At 69.5% G+C, this 16,285-nt stretch carries 15 protein-coding genes; 4 read left to right on the top strand and 11 right to left on the bottom strand.

From position 1 onward, the window contains the following. Positions 1-5: 5 nt before the first annotated feature. Positions 6-737 carry an enoyl-CoA hydratase gene (locus tag ACAG26_RS08935; RefSeq protein WP_370481365.1) on the bottom strand — a complete coding sequence of 244 codons (732 nt, stop codon included), beginning with the start codon at positions 735-737 and terminating at the stop codon, positions 6-8. A gap of 25 nt (positions 738-762) precedes the next feature. Between ACAG26_RS08935 and ACAG26_RS08930 the strand changes: the two genes are divergently transcribed. Next, the gene (locus ACAG26_RS08930; RefSeq protein ID WP_370481363.1) at positions 763-2,235 is read left to right on the top strand and encodes a carboxyl transferase domain-containing protein; all 1,473 of its coding nucleotides are present in this window, start codon (positions 763-765) and stop codon (positions 2,233-2,235) included. A gap of 87 nt (positions 2,236-2,322) precedes the next feature. On the opposite strand, the gene ACAG26_RS08925 is transcribed toward ACAG26_RS08930, so the two are convergent. Beyond that, entirely contained in the window at positions 2,323-4,128 is a 1,806-nt protein-coding gene (locus ACAG26_RS08925) for an ABC transporter ATP-binding protein (RefSeq protein WP_370481361.1), read from the bottom strand. Beyond that, positions 4,125-6,026, bottom strand: a complete 1,902-nt coding sequence (locus tag ACAG26_RS08920) for an ABC transporter ATP-binding protein (RefSeq protein ID WP_370481671.1) — start codon at positions 6,024-6,026, stop codon at positions 4,125-4,127. The genes ACAG26_RS08925 and ACAG26_RS08920 overlap by 4 nt, the downstream gene beginning before the upstream one ends. 69 nt (positions 6,027-6,095) lie before the next feature. Between ACAG26_RS08920 and prrA the strand changes: the two genes are divergently transcribed. Together prrA and ACAG26_RS08910 are read left to right on the top strand one after the other, a co-directional pair. Further along, positions 6,096-6,806, top strand: coding sequence for a two-component system response regulator PrrA (gene prrA, locus ACAG26_RS08915; RefSeq protein WP_071030232.1), 711 nt, complete (start codon positions 6,096-6,098; stop codon positions 6,804-6,806). Between the two features lie 10 nt (positions 6,807-6,816). Then, positions 6,817-8,151 (top strand): ATP-binding protein, encoded by a 1,335-nt coding sequence (locus ACAG26_RS08910; RefSeq protein WP_370481358.1) that lies wholly within the window; start codon positions 6,817-6,819, stop codon positions 8,149-8,151. On the opposite strand, the gene ACAG26_RS08905 is transcribed toward ACAG26_RS08910, so the two are convergent. From ACAG26_RS08905 to ACAG26_RS08885, 5 genes are all read right to left on the bottom strand, one after another. Beyond that, entirely contained in the window at positions 8,148-9,605 is a 1,458-nt protein-coding gene (locus tag ACAG26_RS08905) for an NAD(P)/FAD-dependent oxidoreductase (protein WP_370481356.1), read from the bottom strand. The two genes, ACAG26_RS08910 and ACAG26_RS08905, sit on opposite strands and share 4 nt — an antisense overlap. Next, positions 9,602-10,297 (bottom strand): haloacid dehalogenase type II, encoded by a 696-nt coding sequence (locus ACAG26_RS08900; RefSeq protein ID WP_370481669.1) that lies wholly within the window; start codon positions 10,295-10,297, stop codon positions 9,602-9,604. Before ACAG26_RS08900 ends, ACAG26_RS08905 begins: the two co-directional genes overlap by 4 nt. Positions 10,298-10,299: 2 nt before the next feature. Beyond that, entirely contained in the window at positions 10,300-11,340 is a 1,041-nt protein-coding gene (locus ACAG26_RS08895) for a zinc-binding dehydrogenase (RefSeq protein ID WP_370481667.1), read from the bottom strand. Between the two features lie 85 nt (positions 11,341-11,425). Next, the gene (locus ACAG26_RS08890; RefSeq protein WP_370481354.1) at positions 11,426-12,766 is read right to left on the bottom strand and encodes a TetR/AcrR family transcriptional regulator; all 1,341 of its coding nucleotides are present in this window, start codon (positions 12,764-12,766) and stop codon (positions 11,426-11,428) included. Between the two features lie 64 nt (positions 12,767-12,830). Then, entirely contained in the window at positions 12,831-13,703 is an 873-nt protein-coding gene (locus tag ACAG26_RS08885) for an alpha/beta fold hydrolase (RefSeq protein WP_370481352.1), read from the bottom strand. A 269-nt stretch (positions 13,704-13,972) separates the two neighbouring features. Here ACAG26_RS08885 and ACAG26_RS08880 point away from each other — a divergent pair, with 269 nt between their 5' ends. Beyond that, positions 13,973-14,695 carry an alpha/beta fold hydrolase gene (locus ACAG26_RS08880; RefSeq protein ID WP_370481349.1) on the top strand — a complete coding sequence of 241 codons (723 nt, stop codon included), beginning with the start codon at positions 13,973-13,975 and terminating at the stop codon, positions 14,693-14,695. Between the two features lie 15 nt (positions 14,696-14,710). Here the strand turns inward: ACAG26_RS08880 and ACAG26_RS08875 are convergent, their stop codons facing one another. Genes ACAG26_RS08875 through ACAG26_RS08865 form a run of 3 tightly spaced genes read right to left on the bottom strand, consistent with a single transcriptional unit; the run spans position 14,711 to position 16,241 of the window. Further along, positions 14,711-14,932, bottom strand: a complete 222-nt coding sequence (locus tag ACAG26_RS08875; protein ID WP_370481346.1) for a hypothetical protein — start codon at positions 14,930-14,932, stop codon at positions 14,711-14,713. A 49-nt stretch (positions 14,933-14,981) separates the two neighbouring features. Further along, positions 14,982-15,134, bottom strand: coding sequence for a hypothetical protein (locus tag ACAG26_RS08870; protein WP_370481344.1), 153 nt, complete (start codon positions 15,132-15,134; stop codon positions 14,982-14,984). Between the two features lie 12 nt (positions 15,135-15,146). Beyond that, positions 15,147-16,241 carry an OmpA family protein gene (locus tag ACAG26_RS08865; RefSeq protein WP_370481342.1) on the bottom strand — a complete coding sequence of 365 codons (1,095 nt, stop codon included), beginning with the start codon at positions 16,239-16,241 and terminating at the stop codon, positions 15,147-15,149. Between the last annotated feature and the right edge of the window lie 44 nt (positions 16,242-16,285).

The raw sequence follows: 16,285 nt of genomic DNA, 5'->3' as shown, positions 1-16,285 counted from the left end.
CTCGATCAGGCCCCCTGGAATTTCGGTTGTCGTTTTTCCACCCGGGCGACCTGCGCCTCGATCACGTCCTGGCTGCCCCACGCCTTGTCGAACAGTTCCTTGTGGGCCGGCCACTGCTCCTCGTAGGCGCCGTCGTCGTTGAGTACCCGCTTGGCGTGCTGCAACGCCAGCGGCGCCAACCCGGCGACCTCCTGCGCCCAGGCCTGGGCATCGGCCAGGGTGCCGATCCGGTTGGCCATCCCGGTCTGCAGTGCGACGTCGGCGCTCAACCTCTCGGCGGTCAACAGCATCGCCCGGGCCCGGCCGTGCCCGACCAGCGACGTCAGCCGGCGGATGCTCCAGTTGTCCAACGCCAACCCGTATTTGGCGACCGGGAACTGGAAGAACGCTTCGGGGGCGACCACCCGCAGGTCGCAGATCATGGCAAGTTGCAGGCCGGCGCCGATCGCCGGGCCGTTGACCGCGCCGATCACCGGCATCGGGAACGCGTCGATGGCCTTGTGCAGCGCGACCAGCTTGTCGGGGTAGTCGGCGGCGAACGCGTCGCCGGACAGGTCGGCGCCGGCGCAGAACACGGTGCCCTGCCCGGTCAGCACGATGGCCCGCAGATCCTCGGCGGTGGCCTTCTCCACCGCCTCGCGCAAACCATCCACCAATTCCGAGTTCAGCGCGTTGCGGCGCTCCGGGCGCTGCAGCTCCAGGGTCAAGACGTTGCCGTCGCGGATCACACCGATCATGGCGCCAGCTTATTAAAGTTGTCCCGTGGAGCGGATCGGGGCCGTCGAGCTGCGCGACGCCGTGCTGGATACCGGATCGTTCATCAGCTGGGACACCACCCCGGTGGCGGTGTCCACCGACCCGGATTACACCGCGGAGCTGGCCCGGGTGCGCGCGGCCACCGGCCGCGACGAGGCGGTGCTCACCGGCGAGGGCCGGGTGCGGGGCCGCCGGGTGGCGGTGATCGCCTGCGAGTTCGACTTCCTGGCCGGGTCGATCGGGGTGGCCGCCGCCGAACGGATCACCACCGCCGTCGAGCGGGCCACCGCCGAGCGGCTGCCGCTGCTCGCGTCGCCGTGCTCGGGCGGCACCCGGATGCAGGAGGGCACGGTGGCGTTCCTGCAGATGGTCAAGATCGCCGCCGCGGTCGAGCTGCACAAGCGGGCCCACCTGCCCTACCTGGTCTACCTGCGGCATCCCAGCACCGGCGGGGTGTTCGCGTCGTGGGGGTCGCTGGGCCACGTCACCATCGCCCAACCCGGCGCGCTGGTGGGGTTCCTGGGACCCCGGGTGTATGAGCAGCTCTACGGCGAACCGTTCCCGGAAGGCATCCAGACCGCGGAGAACCTGCAGCGCCACGGCGTGATCGACGGGGTGGTGCCGCTCAAGTGGCTGCGCCGCACGTGCGAGCGGGCGCTCAAGGTGCTCATCGATCCACCCTCGCCACCGCCCGCACCACCCGTTTCGGAGGCGGTGCCCGACGTGCCGGCCTGGGAGTCGGTGCTGGCCTCGCGCCGCCCGGACCGGCCCGGGGTCGGGCGGCTGCTGCGCCACGGCGCCACCGAGCAGGTGCTGCTGTCCGGGACGGGGGTGGGCGAGGCGGCCACCACCCTGCTGGCGTTGGCCCGGTTCCGCGGCCAACCGGCGGTGGTGCTGGGCCAGCAGAAAGTCCGCGGCCTGCTCGGGCCGGCGGCGCTGCGGGAGGCCCGCCGCGGGATGGCGCTGGCCGCGGGGCTGCGGCTGCCGCTGGTGCTGGTGATCGACACGCCCGGCCCGGCGCTGTCGGTGGAGGCCGAGCAGGGCGGGCTGGCCGGCGAGATCGCGGCGTGTTTGGCCGAGCTGGTCACGTTGGCGGTGCCGACGGTGTCGGTGTTGCTGGGGCAGGGCAGCGGCGGCCCGGCGCTGGCCATGGTGCCCGCCGATCGGGTGCTGGCCGCACTGCACGGCTGGCTGGCGCCGCTGCCACCGGAGGGCGCCAGCGCGATCGTGTTCCGTGACACCGACCACGCCCCCGAGTTGGCGGTGGCCCAGGGCATTCGCTCCGCCGATTTGTTGGCCGCCGGGATCGTCGACGCGATCGTGCCCGAGCACCCGGATGCCGCCGACGAGCCGATCGACTTCGCCAAACGGTTGTCGCGGGCCATTGCCGCCGAGCTGTACACGCTGCGCGACCTGCCCGACGAGGCCCGGCTGGCCGCGCGGCTGGCCCGCTATCGGCGCATCGGGTTGCCCAGCTAGTCCCGGCGCCGAGATCGACCGCACCGCGGGAAATGTCGAGTGCGGCGCGCGCCAGCGTCGATCTCGGCGCAAAGCCGTGCGCACCACTCAAGCCAGCGACCGCCGCCACGCCTCCTGCAGCGCCGCAAAATGTCCGCCCTCGGTGATCAGCTCCCCCGGCGGGCCGTCCTCGACGACGCGGCCTTGCTCGAGCACCAGCACCCGGTCGGCCACCTGGACCGTGGACAGCCGGTGCGCGATCACCACCGCCGTCCGATCCGCCAGCACGGTGCGCAGCGCGCGTTGCACCTGACGCTCGCTGGGGATGTCCAGCGAGGAGGTGGCCTCGTCGAGGATCAGCACCGCCGGGTCGGCGAGGAACGCGCGGGCGAAGGCGACCAATTGCCGCTGCCCGGCCGACAACCGGCCGCCGCGGGACGCCACGTCGGTGTGATAGCCCTGCGGCAGCGCGGTGATGAACGCCGCGGCGCCGACCGCCTCGGCGGCGTGCCGCAGCTGCGCGTCGGTGGCGTCGGGCCGGCCGAACCGGATGTTGTCGGCGACGGTGCCGGCGAACATAAAGTTCTCCTGGGTCACCATCACCACCTGGCGGCGCAGCTCGGCCTGGGCGAGATCGCGCAAATCAACCCCGTCCAGCGTCACCGCACCCGCGGTCGGGTCATAGAACCGGGCGATCAGCGCGGCCAGGGTGGTCTTGCCGGCGCCGGTGCTGCCCACCAGCGCGACGGTCTGGCCCGCCGGGATCCGCAGCGTCAGGTCGGGTAGCACCGGTCGGCCGGACACGTAACCGAACCGCACGTTGTGCAACGCGACCGCACCGGCGGCAGTGGGCAGCGGCACCGCGGTCGCCGGATCGGCGATGGCGGGGCGCTGGGCGAGCACCCCGGCCAGCTTCTCCAACGCCGAGGACGCCGACTGGAAGGTGTTGAAAAACTGGGTGATCTCCTGCATCGGCTCGAAGAACATCCGCAGGTACAGCAGGAACGCGGTCAGGGTGCCGATCGTCATGTGGCCGTGCAGCACCCGCCAACCGCCGTACAGCAACACCACCCCGGTGGTGAGGTTGCCGATCAGCTTCACTCCCGGCATGAACACCGCCAGCAGGGTGAACGTCTTCTCGTTTACCGCCCGGTACCGGTCGGCGACGTCGTTGAAGATCTGCTGGTTGCGCGGCTCCCGCCGGTAGGCCTGCACGGCTTTGATCCCGGTCATGGTTTCGACGAACTGCACGATCACCAACGCGGCGGCGTCCCGCACCTCGCGGTAGGTCTTGGCCGATTCGGCGCGAAACCATCCGGTCAGCGCGACCAGGATCGGGAAGGCCACCAGGCACATCAGCCCCAGCCGCCAGTCCAGCGTCACCAGCAGCACCGCGGTGCCGGCCAGGGTGAGCACGGCGGTCACCAGGCTGTCGAATCCGGTTTCCAACATGGCCTGGATGGCGTCGACGTCGTTGGTCAACCGGCTCACCACCCGCCCCGAGGTGTAGCGGTGATGAAACGCCAAGTCGAGCCGCTGGAAATGCCGGAAGACCCGCCGCCGCAGCTCCAGCAGCACCCGCTGGCCCACCCGTCCGGACCGGTTGAGGAAATACATTCGGGTCAGCGTCTGCACGGCCACCACCGCGCAGAGCACGGCGACCACCCGCAGCAGCTCCCGCGACGATCCGCCGGCCAGCAGGGGCGGAATGCCGCGGTCGATGCCGCGCTGGACCAGCAGCGGAACCGCCAGCCGCGCAGCGTTTTCCGCCACCACGACCAGCGCCAGCACCCCCACCGTGCACCGGTACGGTGCCAGCAAGGAGCCCAGCAGGGCGCGCGCCGCATGGGGCACCGACTCGTCCAGGATGGGCTCGGGGGTCTTGGCGAGCCGGCCGCGCCAGGCGGTGGTCATCGGCGTTTCTCCTCCGGCATCGCCAGCGCCGATGCGGCACAGGCGGAGTCGGTGGCGTACTGCTGGGTGTGGGTGTGGTCCAGGCGGTTGAACTCGTCGTCGTCCCGCCACGTCGGTTCGCGTTCCCGGCCGTCGTCGAGTTCGTCGTCGGCGGCCAGCAGATACCGGTATTCCGGGACGGCGGCCAGCAATTCGGGGTGGGTGCCGAGGTGGGTGACGGTGCCGTGCTGCAGCAGCGCCACCTTATCGGCCAGCAGCACCGTCGAGGCCCGGCGGGCGACGACGATCGCGGTGACGTCGCGCAGCGCCCGCCGCAGCGCGTCGGTGACCACCGCCTCGGTGTGCACGTCCAGCGCCGACAGGGTGTCGTCGAGGACCAGGATGGTCGGCGCCGCCACGATGGCCCGCGCCAACGAGAGCCGTTGGCGCTGACCGCCGGACAGGCTCATGCCCTGTTCCCCGATCCGGGTGTCCAGCCCGAACGGCAGCTCGTAGACGAACCCGGCGGCGGCGATCTCGAGGGCCCGTTCCAGCTCGGCGTCGGTGGCGTCCGGGCGGCCCAGCCGCAGGTTCTCGGCCACCGACATGGAGAACAGCGTCGGATCCTCGAAAGCCGTTGTCACCGACTGCCGCAACGCGGGCAGGCTCAGTTCCCGGATGTCGACGCCGTCGATCCGGATGACGCCCTCGGCGACGTCGTAGAGCCGCGACAACAACGCCACCAGCACCGACTTGCCCGCCCCGGTGGCCCCAACCAGCCCCAGGGTCTGGCCCGGCTCGACAGTGAGGTTCACGCCGCGCAGCGCCCACCCGTCGTTGCCCGGGAACCGGAAGCCGACGTCGCAGAGTTCCAGGTGCCCGCCGCGCGGCGGATCCGGCCGCGGACCGTCGGTGATGTCGGCGCGGGCGTCGAAGATTTCGGCGATCCGGTTGGCCGCGGTCATCGCCTCCTGGGTCATCGACAACAGAAACCCCAGCGAGGACAGCGGCCACACCAGCGACAGCATCAAGGTGATGAACGCAACCAGGGTGCCCATGCTGACCAGGCCGCGGCCGGCCGCGTCGGCGCCCAACCCCAGCACCACAATCAGGGTCAGGGTGGGAATGACCTCCAGCAGCGTCCAGAACCGCGCCGACACCGCGACCTTGCGCACCTCGGTGTCGTACAGGGCGGTGGCCTGCCGATCGAACCGCTCGAACAGATAGTCCTCGCGGCCGAAGGACTTGACCACCCGCACCCCTAGCGCCGCCTCCTCGACGTGGGTGGCCACCTGCCCGGCCTGGTCCTGGGCTTGGCGCGACAGCCGGGTGTAGCGGCGCTCGAAGTGCAGCACGGTGCCCGCGATCGGCACGATCGAGGCCGCCACCACCAGCCCCAGCGGCCAGTACATCGCCAGCAGCAGCACCGTCACGACCGCGATCTGCACCGAGTTGAGCACCAGGAACACCAGACCGAACGACAACAGCCGGCGGATGGTGGACAGGTCGTTCATGATCCGCGACAGCAGCTGCCCGGACTGCCAGCGTCCGTGAAACGCCATCGGCAGCAGCTGCAGCTGGGCGTACAGGTCGGTGCGGATGTCGGCTTCCACCCCCATGGTGGCGTGGGCAACCAACCAGCGCCGGACGAACCACAGCACCGCCTCGCTGATCCCGACGGCGGTCGCCGCGGTCCCCCACACCCACAGCCCGCGCTGATCGTGGTGGCGGACCGGCCCGTCGATGACGGCCTTGGTCAGCAGTGGAATCGCCACCGTGGCGGCCAGGCTGATCACCGCGATCACCACCATGGCGATCCAGCGCGCGCGGTACGGTCGCAGGTACGGCAGCAGCCGACGCAGGTCGGAGCCCGGCCGCCGGCGGGTGGGCGGCGCTGCGATCGCAGGCACGTTGCTCAGCTTGGCATGAGCGGCAGCTGAATAAGTGGATGTGGACCTTCCCGCGATTGCGCGGATCGATCAGGCAAGATGGGCGGCATGGACACGGGTGCAACCTCACCGCGGGTACTAGTTGTCGACGACGACGACGACGTATTGGCGTCGCTGGAGCGCGGGCTGCGGCTGTCCGGGTTCGAGGTGGCCACGGCCAAGGACGGCGCGGAGGCCTTGCGCAGCGCGACCGAGACCCGCCCGGACGCGATCGTGCTCGACATCAACATGCCGGTGCTGGACGGCGTCAGCGTCGTCACCGCCCTGCGCGCGATGGATAACGACGTCCCGGTCTGTGTGCTGTCCGCGCGCAGCTCGGTCGACGACCGGATCGCCGGCCTGGAGGCCGGTGCGGACGACTACCTGGTCAAACCGTTCGTGCTGCAGGAGCTGGTGGCGCGGGTGCGGGCGCTGCTGCGTCGCCGCGGATCCACCGCCACCTCCTCGTCGGAAACCATCACGGTGGGTCCGCTGGAGGTGGACATCCCGGGTCGGCGGGCTCGGGTCAACGGGGTCGACGTGGACCTGACCAAGCGGGAGTTCGACCTGCTGGCGGTGCTGGCCGAACACAAGACCGCGGTGTTGTCCCGCGCGCAGCTGCTCGAGCTGGTGTGGGGCTACGATTTCGCCGCCGACACCAACGTCGTCGACGTATTCATCGGGTACCTGCGGCGCAAGTTGGAGGCCGGCGGCGCACCGCGGCTGCTGCACACGGTCCGCGGCGTGGGGTTTGTGCTGCGCATGCAGTGATTGCGCCGTCATGAACCTGCTGTCGCGGATCTTCACCCGCACACCGTCGCTGCGGAGTCGGGTGGTGCTCGCGGTGGCGATCGGCACGGCAATCGCGGTGCTCATCACCGGTGCGATCGTCTGGGTGGGCATCACCCGGGACCGCAAGGAGCGGCTGGATCGCCGCCTGGACGAGGCGGCCGGGTTCGCGATTCCGTTCGTCAGCATGGGCGAAATCCCCCGCGCGGCCAGCGCCCGGGCTGCGGTCATCACCGTGCGCAAGGGCGACGATGTGACGTCGAACTCCGCGGTGGTGCTGCCTCCGCTGCCGGCGGGCTATGCCGACACCGACGTCGACGGGGTGCGCTACCGGGTGCGCACCGTCGACATCCCCGGGCCGGGCCCACGCTCGTTGGCGGTCGGCGACACCTACGACGCCACCATCGCCGACACCAACAACCTGCACCGCCGGGTGATCTTGATCTGCGGGTTCTCCATCGCCGCGGCGGCGGTATTCGCCTGGCTGCTGGCCGCGTTCGCGGTGCGACCGTTCAAACGGTTGGCGCAGCAGGCCCGCTCGATCGACGCCGGCGATGAGCGGCCCCAAATTGAGGTGCGCGGCGCCACCGAGGCAGTCGAGATCGCCGAAGCGATGCGCGGCATGCTGGAGCGGATCTGGAAGGCGCAGGACCGCACCCAGGAGGCCCTGGCCTCGGCCCGCGACTTCGCCGCGGTGTCCTCCCATGAGCTGCGCACCCCGCTGACCGCGATGCGTACCAACCTGGAGGTGCTGTCCACGCTGGATCTGCCCGACGATCAACGCAAAGAGGTGATCAACGACGTCGTCCGCACCCAGTCACGGATCGAGGCCACGTTGGGCGCACTGGAGCGGCTGGCGCAGGGTGAGCTGTCCACCTTCGACGATCAGGTCCCCGTCGACATCACCGAGCTGCTGGACCGGGCCGCCCACGACGCGATGCGGATCTATCCCGACCTGGAGGTGTCGCTGGCGCCGTCGCCGACCTGCATCATCATCGGGCTGCCGGCCGGGCTGCGGCTGGCCGTCGACAACGCGATCGCCAACGCGGTCAAACACGGCGGCGCCACCCAGGTGCAGCTCTCGGCGGTGAGTTCGCGGGCCGGGGTGGAGATCGCCGTCGACGACAACGGCACCGGGGTGCCCGAGGAGGAACGCCAGATGGTGTTCGACCGGTTCTCCCGCGGGTCGACGGCGTCGGCCTCGGGCTCGGGTTTGGGGCTGGCGCTGGTGGCCCAGCAGGCCGAATTGCACGGCGGCACCGCGGCGTTGGAGGACAGCTCGTTGGGCGGGGTCAGGTTGCTGCTGCGCCTGCCCGGCCCGCGTTAACCTGTCGGGCTATCCCGGTAGGCCTCCAGCAGCCGCAACCACACTTCGCTGATCGTCGGGAAGCACGGCACGGCGTGCCAGAGCCGGTCGATGGGCACCCGGCCGGCGACGGCGATGGTGGCCGAATGCAGCAGCTCAGACACGCCGGGACCGACGAACGTCGCACCCAACAGGTACCCGCCGTCGAGATCGACCACGATCCGCGCCCGGCCGCGGTAGCCGTCGGCGTACAGCTTCGCCCCCATCACGGCATCGCCGACCTCGACGTCCACCGCGCGCACCCGGTGACCGGCCTGCTCGGCCTGCGTAACCGACAACCCGACCGCGGCGGCTTCGGGGTCGGTGAAGAAAATTTGCGGCACCGCATGGTGATCGGCGGTCGTTGCGTGCGCACCCCACGGCTCGGTGTCCACCGGTCGTCCCGCGGCCCGCGCCGCGATGGCCGCACCGGCGATGCGCGCCTGGTATTTGCCTTCGTGGGTGAGCAGGGCGCGGTGGTTGGCGTCACCGCAGGCGTACAGCCAGCCGTCGTCGAGCGCCGCCACCCGGCAGGTGTCGTCGACGTCCAGCCAGCCGCCCGGTGTCAGCCCGACGGAGTTCAACCCGATGTCGTCGGTGAGCGGAGCCCGGCCGGTGGCGAATAACACCTCGTCGACCCGCAGCTCGGAGCCGTCGTCCAATTCCAGGGTCACCGGTCCGCCCGGGTCCGGCCGGCGCAGCTTGACGACCGATACCCCGACCCGCACATCGACACCGGCGTCGGCGAGGCCGCGCCCGACGAATTCGCCGACGAAGGGCTCCATCCGGGGCAGCACACCCGAGCGGCGCACCAGCAGCGTGACCGCGGAGCCCAGACCTCGCCAGGCGGTGGCCATTTCGACAGCAACACCGCCGCCGCCGATGACGGCGAGTCGGTCGGGGACCTCGCTACTGTCGGTGGCGCGGCGGTTGGTCCACGGCCGAGCGTCCGTGATGCCGGGCAGGTCGGGCAGCGCCGGGCGACTGCCGGTGCAGATCACCACCGCGTGGCGGGCGGTCAGCGTGGCGGCGTCACCGCCCGACGTGGTGACCACGACTCGTCGTGCGCCCGCCAGCCGGCCGTGGCCGCGCACCAGGGTTGCCCCGATGCCGTCCACCCAGTCCGCTTGCCCGACGTCGTCCCAGTTGCTGACATAGCGGTCGCGCCGGCCGAAGGCGCCGGCGGCGTTCAGCGACCCGGTGACCGCCTGGCGCGCGCCGTCGACGCGGCCGGTATCGGCGACGGCGAGCACCGGACGCAGCAGCGCCTTGCTGGGCACACACGCCCAATACGAGCACTCACCGCCCACGAGTTCGCGTTCGACCACCGCCACGCTGAGATCGGCGGCCCGTGCGCGATCGGCCACGGTCTGCCCGACCGGTCCGGCGCCGAGCACCACTACGTCATAGGTTTGTTCCGGGTGGGTTGTCGTCACGACAGATCACTCCTCGCGGTGGATAGTTGGCGGGCGAAGTCACGCAGATCGGGTGCCACCATGGTGGGCTGCGGCAGACCATGACCCTGCAGGCGCGCGTTGCCGGGCCGGGTGATCAGCGCACCGCTGTACCCGGCGGATTGGGCGCCGACGGTATCCCACATGTGGGCCGCGACCAGCATGCATGCCGCGGCCGCAACCCCGAGCTCCTGACACACCCGGTGATAGACCGCCGGGGCGGGTTTGAACGCACCGACGGCGTCGACGCTGAACTGTCTTTCGAAAAACTGAGCCAGCCCAGCGTGCTGCAGCGCGCTGGGGCCACCGGGGTTTGGCGGCGAATTGGTCAGGGTCACCAACCGGAAACCCTTGTCGCGCAGCGTAGTGAGTCCGTCCACGGCGTCGGGATGTGCGGGCATAGTCAGCATGCCCGCCCGCAACTCGTGCACGTCCGCATCGGTGATGTTGACCCGATGGATGTCGGCCAGCATCCTCGCCACCTGCTGGGCGAGGGTGAGATAGTCGACGTAGCGACCCGACAGGGTCAATGTCATCGAGTACATCACCAGCTGGCCGAACCATTCGCGCAGCACCGCGGAGTCACCGAAGACCCGCTCGAAAAAAGGTGACAGCCCGTCGATGTCGAGGAGCGTTTCGTTCACATCGAACACGAGAACCGGGGGCGCCGCGATGCTCATTCCACAACGACCACCATTTTTCCGCCGGCGTCTCCGGCCTCCATGATTCGGTGGGCCTCGGGCACCTGGTGAAAGGTAAACACGCGCGACGGGCTTGCTTCAAGAGCGCCGGCGGCCACCTGCCGCGCGATGTCTTGCAACGGGACGTCGGACAGCGGGAATCCCGGCGCCCCGAACACAAAGCTGCCGAAAAAGGTGAGGTTCACCCCGCTGGCCATTTGCAGTAGCGGATTGAACTCGGCGATGGGGTCCAGCCCGCCCAGCCATCCCGCCAGGCAAGCGCTGCCGCCCCGGCGCAGCATGTTCAAGGAGTCGAGGATGGTGCTGTTGCCGAGGAGGTCGAGAACTGCATCGATCCGCTTGGCTTCGGCGATGCGGGTGCCCAGGTCGGGTGCTTCCTCCTCAGCGCGTGCGGCGCCGAGGTTCTCGAGCAGCGCAAACCGTTCGCGGCTGCGCGTGGTGGCGATGACATGCGCACCGGCGGCGACCGCCAGCTTGACCGCCGCCTGACCGAAGGACGATGTCGCACCCCGTATCACCACGGTTTGCCCAGCGACAAGATTGAGGTTGCGGAATAGACAAGTCCAGGCGGTGGCATAGGTTTCGGGCAGCGCCGCCAACTGCGACCACGGCAGGTCGGAATCGAGGAGCGCGACGTTGTCGGCGCGCACCCGCGTGTATTCGGCATAGCTGCCGTTGATGGTTCGACCCAGGCCACCCATCAACGCCGCCACCTTGGCCCCGACCGGAAACTCGCCGCCCGGGCATGAGTCCACGACGCCGACACATTCAATACCGCTGACTTCGGCAGCTTCGGCCCATTCGCCTCGGCGCATGTGCATCTCGGCGTGGTTGATGCCGAAGGCTTTGACCTTGATGACCACCTCCCCGTCCCGTGGCAACGGTTTGGGGATGTCGGTGTAGACCAGGCTGTCCAGCCCACCGAACTTCGCCAAGACGATCGCCCGCATGGTCTGACCACCCGGCTGTTCCCGCACCACGGCCGGTCCCGCGGTTACCAATTCGGTATCAGACATCTTCACGCCTCCCATCGGAACCGATTGGGTCATATGACCCAATATTATGGGGGTAATAACCCAGAATTGTCCAGGCGGGCGACGCTCAGGATTTGCGCCGCGGCGCCCGGTCGCCGCGCGGCGGAGCGAACGAGCCCACATAGTCGACGGCCGCGTGCAGCGCCGCGGTGAGTGGTTCCGGGCTGCCGGTCGCAAAGGTGAGCATGGCGCCGCCCTGGTGTGCGGCCACCAGCGCAATGGCCAGGTGGCGTGGATCGGCGTCAGCACGCAGATCGCCACGGCCGCGCATCGCCGTAAGACCGGCGCGAAACAGCGCCAGCCATTGGTCGTACCCGGCGGCCAGATCATCGAGGATCTCGTCGTCGGCCTCCAGCAGCTCGCCGGCAAGCGAACCGTAGACGCACCCGCCGCGCAGGTAGACACCGTCCACGTCGGCCAGGCAGGCATCCACCCACGCGTGTAGCGCCGCGAGGCTGTCCAGCCCGCCCAACGGCGGTCGGCGATGAAACGCCATCACGTCGGCGCGCCGTGTGCCGATGACCTGACGCATCAGATCCCGCCTGCCCTGAAAGTAGTGCGTGATCTGCGAACCGCTGACGGCAGCGCTCCGGCGCACGTCGTCGATGCTGGTCCCGGCGGCGCCGCGCTCGAACATCAGGCCAGCGGCGGCCTGCACGATACGCGCCCGCGTCGCCAGCCCCTTGCGGGTGAACGTGACCGGGCTGTCGCCGCCGTCGCGCACCGGGCTTGCGCGCTGGCCGCGGGGGCGACGGGCCGGGCGCGCGGCGCGTTCGGCGGGGTCAGCGGCATACATCCGCAGGTGGTTCACCGCGAATCGCACGGCGTCGGCGTGCGGCCACTCCTGTCGGTAGGTGAAGGTCATGGTGCCGCCGCCCTGGTGGGCGCAGACGATGCTCAGCGCCAGCCGCCGCGGATCGGCGTCGGCGACCAATACACCCCGCGACCGCATCCGGCCGATGGACCGCTCCAGCAATGCGACCCACTGCCAGTAGCCCGCCGCCAACGTCGCGCGCGTCGCGTCATCGGACTTGGCGAGCTGGCCCGCGAGGGCATGATAGGTGGGCGTGCCGGAGTACCCGATGCGCCGCAGATAGCGCATATTCAAGTCGATCCAGCGCTCGAAGTCCTCGAAGGTATCCAGTCCGCGCAGCTTGGGCTGACGATGAAAATCCAGTACCACGTTCAGCTGTCGCTCCAGCACGGCGCGGACCAGCGCCTGCTTATCCGCGAAGTAGTGGGCCAGCTGCGACCCGCTCACCGCGGCGGCCACCCGCAGCTTGTCCATGTTCAACGTCGAGAGTCCCTCGGCGAGAATCAGCTCGGCCGCCGTCGCCACAATCCGCTCGCGCGTCGCGCGCCCCTTGGGCGTGAGCACCTCGTCACCCGGGGACCCGACACTCGCCATCGCCCGAGGCTAATGGCCCAACCCGCAGCGTATGGGACATTTAACCCATTGTGTCGCCGGTTTCTCAGTCGACGCGTAGATGCGCGGCGAGAAAGGTGCGAATCAGCGGGGTCACCTCGTCGAGGGCCGACTCGAGCAGGAAATGCCCGCCGTCAAGCAGGTGAATCTCGGCGTCGGGGAGATCCTCGGCGAAGGCCTCCGCGCCGGCGGGACCAAAGATCTCGTCGCCGCGACCCCAAACGGCCAGCAGCGGCACCCGGTGGGCGCGAAAGTATTCGTGCAGCCGCGGGTATAACGGTGAATTCGTCGCGTAGTCGCGAAACAGCTTGAGCTGCACCGCGTCGTTGCCGGGTCGCGAGATCAGCGCATAGTCGTGATGCCACGATTCGGGATCGACCAGCGTCTCGTCGGTCACTCCGGTCAGGTACTGCCATCGGGTGGCCTCCAGGGCCAGGAACTGCCGCACCGGGGCCTCGGTTTCCAGTGTCGGTTCAGCCTGGTAGGCCCACACCGTCTTCCAGAAACTCTCCACGAAGCCGGCGTCGTAGCCGTTGCCGTTCTGGCTGATGATCGCGGTGATCGCGGCCGGGTCGGCCAGCGCCAGCCGCCACCCGATGGGGGCGCCGTAGTCCTGGACGTACATCGCGTAGCGCCGGATTCCCAGGCTGCGCAGCAGGCCCGCCGTCAGCGCGGTCAGCGCGTCGAAGGTGTAGTCGAAGTCCTCGACACTGGGCGCGTCCGACAGCCCGAAGCCCACATGGTCGGGGGCGATGACGTGGTAGCGGTCCGCCAGCGCGGGGATCAGCTGCCGAAACATGTAGGAGCTGGTCGGGAATCCGTGCAGCAGGACCAGCGCGGGGGCATCCGGCTCGCCGGCTTCCCGGAAGAACAAGCGGCGCCCATCGATGGTCGCGTAGCGGTGATGAACAGTGGACATCAGCGATTCCTCCCGATCCGGTACGTGATTCCGTAACGGCGATCTGGTTGCCACCGCGCGGCAGTATTTGGGTTACATGACCCAGTATGAGACATCGGAGCGGGTTCGCGCTAGCCCTGCGTCCGGATATGCTCCGCCGTTGGCCCTAGGTATTGACCATGGCGGTGAGGCTGTGCCAGGATTTTGGGTTGTATATCCCAGTAGCGGTCCCTGCGGCGTTTCCACCGGAAACGCTCAGCGGCCCCGGCTCGCGGACCGGAGGCGTACGTATGACTAAGGCACTGCCAGACAAGGCCGGTGCGGATGCACCGACGGCGACCGTCGTCCTGGCCCACGGAGCCTGGGCCGACGGATCGAGCTGGAGTCCGGTGATCGCCGAGCTACGCCACGCTGGGATCGGGGTCACGGCGGCACCCCTGCCGCTGACCTCGCTGTACGACGACGTGACCGCGCTGAATCGGGCCATCGACAGAACCGATGGGCCCGTCGTCTTGGTCGGCCACGCCTACGCCGGCGCTGTCATCGCGGCCACCACGCACCCACGGATCCGTGCCCTGGTGTTCATTGCCGCCTTGGCTCCCGATGAGGGCGAAACCGTGGCCGATGTCTTTTACCGCGAGCCCGCACATCCCGACGCGCCGGATCTGGTGCCCGACAGCGACGGCTGGATCTGGCTGCCCACCAACGCCTTCGGTACCGCATTCGCGCAGCATGCCACCGCCGCACAAAAAGCGCTGCTAGCCGCAGTGCAGCGACCCATTGCCGTGCAGTGCATTCAACAGCCCGTGGGACGACCCGGCTGGAAAGACCAGCCCTGTTGGTATCTCCTCGCCGAACAAGACCGCATGATCAACCCGGTCACCCAGAAGTTCATGGCCGCCCGCATGCGGGCCCACACCCGGTCCTACGACGTCGACCATGCGCCGCTGATCGGTCAGCCGGGAGCCGTCACCCAGGTCATCTCCGAGGCGCTGCGCGGCGCAGCCCCATAAGCGGTCGACCGGCGGTCAGCCGTCGTCGGGATCGTCTGTCGCGGCCGACTCGTCCTCGGCTACCTCGGATTCGGCACCGGACCGGCCACCGGCGAAGCCGGCCGCACCGCCGGCAGCGGCACCCTTCGTCGCGTTCACCGGCACTTCACAATTGACGCGGCGCACCGTCAACGCCCACGTCAGCACCACCGCGAGCAGGAAGGCCAGCGCCACCAGCCACCAGTTAACGTCAGCCATCAGCGCCGCTCCTCCTCATCGCTGCACTCTGCATCGTCGCCGGCGCGCATCACCGCGCCCCGATCTCACGCGCGTCGGGCAGGCCGGCCAACGCCTCGTCCTTGCTGGTGTGCTTGACCGAGACAATCGCGATCCCCCAAGCGACCAACGAGCCCGCCGCGAACGCCAGCAGGCACCACAACCATTGGACAACGAAATCCATCTCGGATTCTCCTTAGCTGACCACGATTTCGACGCGACGATTCTGAGCCTGCCCGGCCGGCGTGTCATTGCTGGCCACCGGGTCGGCGGCACCGAGGCCCTTTGAGGTGATGTGATCGCCCGGAACCCCGTGTGCGACAAGGAACTCGGCGACCGCCTGGGCCCGTTTGCCGCTCAGCGCCGTGTTGATGGCGTCCGTGCCGGTGTTGTCGGTGTACCCGTTGACGGCGACCTGGGTGGTCGGGCATGCGGTCAGCTTGCCGGCCACCTGCGTGAGCGTCTGCTCGGCGGCCGGGGTCAAGGTGGACCCGTCGGTGGTGAAGGTGATCGGGGTCTTCAATAGCCCGGAAATATCCGCCTGCAGATTGGCGCACGCCGCGGGGGCGGGGGCCGGCGGGGCCGGTGCGTTCGGGGCCGGCGGCGGCGGTGCGTTCGGGGCCGGCGCCGGAGCGGGGGCCGGTGTTTCGTTGGGCGTCACCGGGCCAGCGATTTTGATGTAGTCGGCGATGTTCACGTTGGGCCAGGCTTTGACGGCCGCGTCCTCAACGGCGTCCTGGTCTGCCTCCACGGCCGCGGTGCCCCGCAGTGTGATGGTGTCGCCGTTGACGCCGAGGTTGAAGTCCGCGATACCTGCTGCCGCGTTGAAAAAGGGCCCAGCGGCGGAGAAGTCGAGCGCTTTGACGTCGGGGTTGACGCCGAGATTGTCGTTGATGTTGACGTCCTGACCGACCGCGGCGATCACGGTGTCCAGCAGTACCCGCTTGGCTTCCGGGCTGGGCATGTCGCCGTCGAGGGTGATCTGGTCGCCGCTGCGGACGATCGACAGCGGTGCCAGCGCCAGTTGCGGCGGCACCGCCGGCGGAACGCCAACCGCCGAGGGAGCGCCGACGGCCGACGTTTCGGTCAACGTGGGAAGGGCACCGCTGGGCGTAGCCTCCTGCGACCGGGATCGGTCGTTGACGCCGTAGCCGATCACCCCCAACAGCGCCGGGATCAGCACCAGCCCGATCAGCCAAGCCAGACCGGGCCGCCGCCGGTACCAGGCGGCGGCTTTCCGCCACTCGGTGGCTGCCGGAGCCTCGTCGGAACCCGCCTCGGACTCAGGCATGCACGCCCTCCTCGTGTCGATGAACGGGACCGATGCCCGCTTCC

Origin of the sequence: Mycobacterium sp. pUA109, from assembly GCF_041287095.1 — a bacterium.
Taxonomy (GTDB): domain Bacteria; phylum Actinomycetota; class Actinomycetes; order Mycobacteriales; family Mycobacteriaceae; genus Mycobacterium.
This window is presented reverse-complemented; position numbering and strand designations above follow the sequence as displayed.

Bases quoted from the DNA above. Each gene is read 5' to 3' on its own strand.
- ACAG26_RS08935 (WP_370481365.1), bottom strand. From the start codon at position 737: ATGATCGGTGTGATCCGCGACGGCAACGTCTTGACCCTGGAGCTGCAG.
- ACAG26_RS08925 (WP_370481361.1), bottom strand. From the start codon at position 4,128: ATGACCACCGCCTGGCGCGGCCGGCTCGCCAAGACCCCCGAGCCCATC.
- prrA (WP_071030232.1), top strand. From the start codon at position 6,096: ATGGGCGGCATGGACACGGGTGCAACCTCACCGCGGGTACTAGTTGTC.
- ACAG26_RS08910 (WP_370481358.1), top strand. From the start codon at position 6,817: ATGAACCTGCTGTCGCGGATCTTCACCCGCACACCGTCGCTGCGGAGT.
- ACAG26_RS08895 (WP_370481667.1), bottom strand. From the start codon at position 11,340: ATGTCTGATACCGAATTGGTAACCGCGGGACCGGCCGTGGTGCGGGAA.
- ACAG26_RS08890 (WP_370481354.1), bottom strand. From the start codon at position 12,766: ATGGCGAGTGTCGGGTCCCCGGGTGACGAGGTGCTCACGCCCAAGGGG.
- ACAG26_RS08885 (WP_370481352.1), bottom strand. From the start codon at position 13,703: ATGTCCACTGTTCATCACCGCTACGCGACCATCGATGGGCGCCGCTTG.
- ACAG26_RS08880 (WP_370481349.1), top strand. From the start codon at position 13,973: ATGACTAAGGCACTGCCAGACAAGGCCGGTGCGGATGCACCGACGGCG.
- ACAG26_RS08875 (WP_370481346.1), bottom strand. From the start codon at position 14,932: ATGGCTGACGTTAACTGGTGGCTGGTGGCGCTGGCCTTCCTGCTCGCG.
- ACAG26_RS08870 (WP_370481344.1), bottom strand. From the start codon at position 15,134: ATGGATTTCGTTGTCCAATGGTTGTGGTGCCTGCTGGCGTTCGCGGCG.
- ACAG26_RS08865 (WP_370481342.1), bottom strand. From the start codon at position 16,241: ATGCCTGAGTCCGAGGCGGGTTCCGACGAGGCTCCGGCAGCCACCGAG.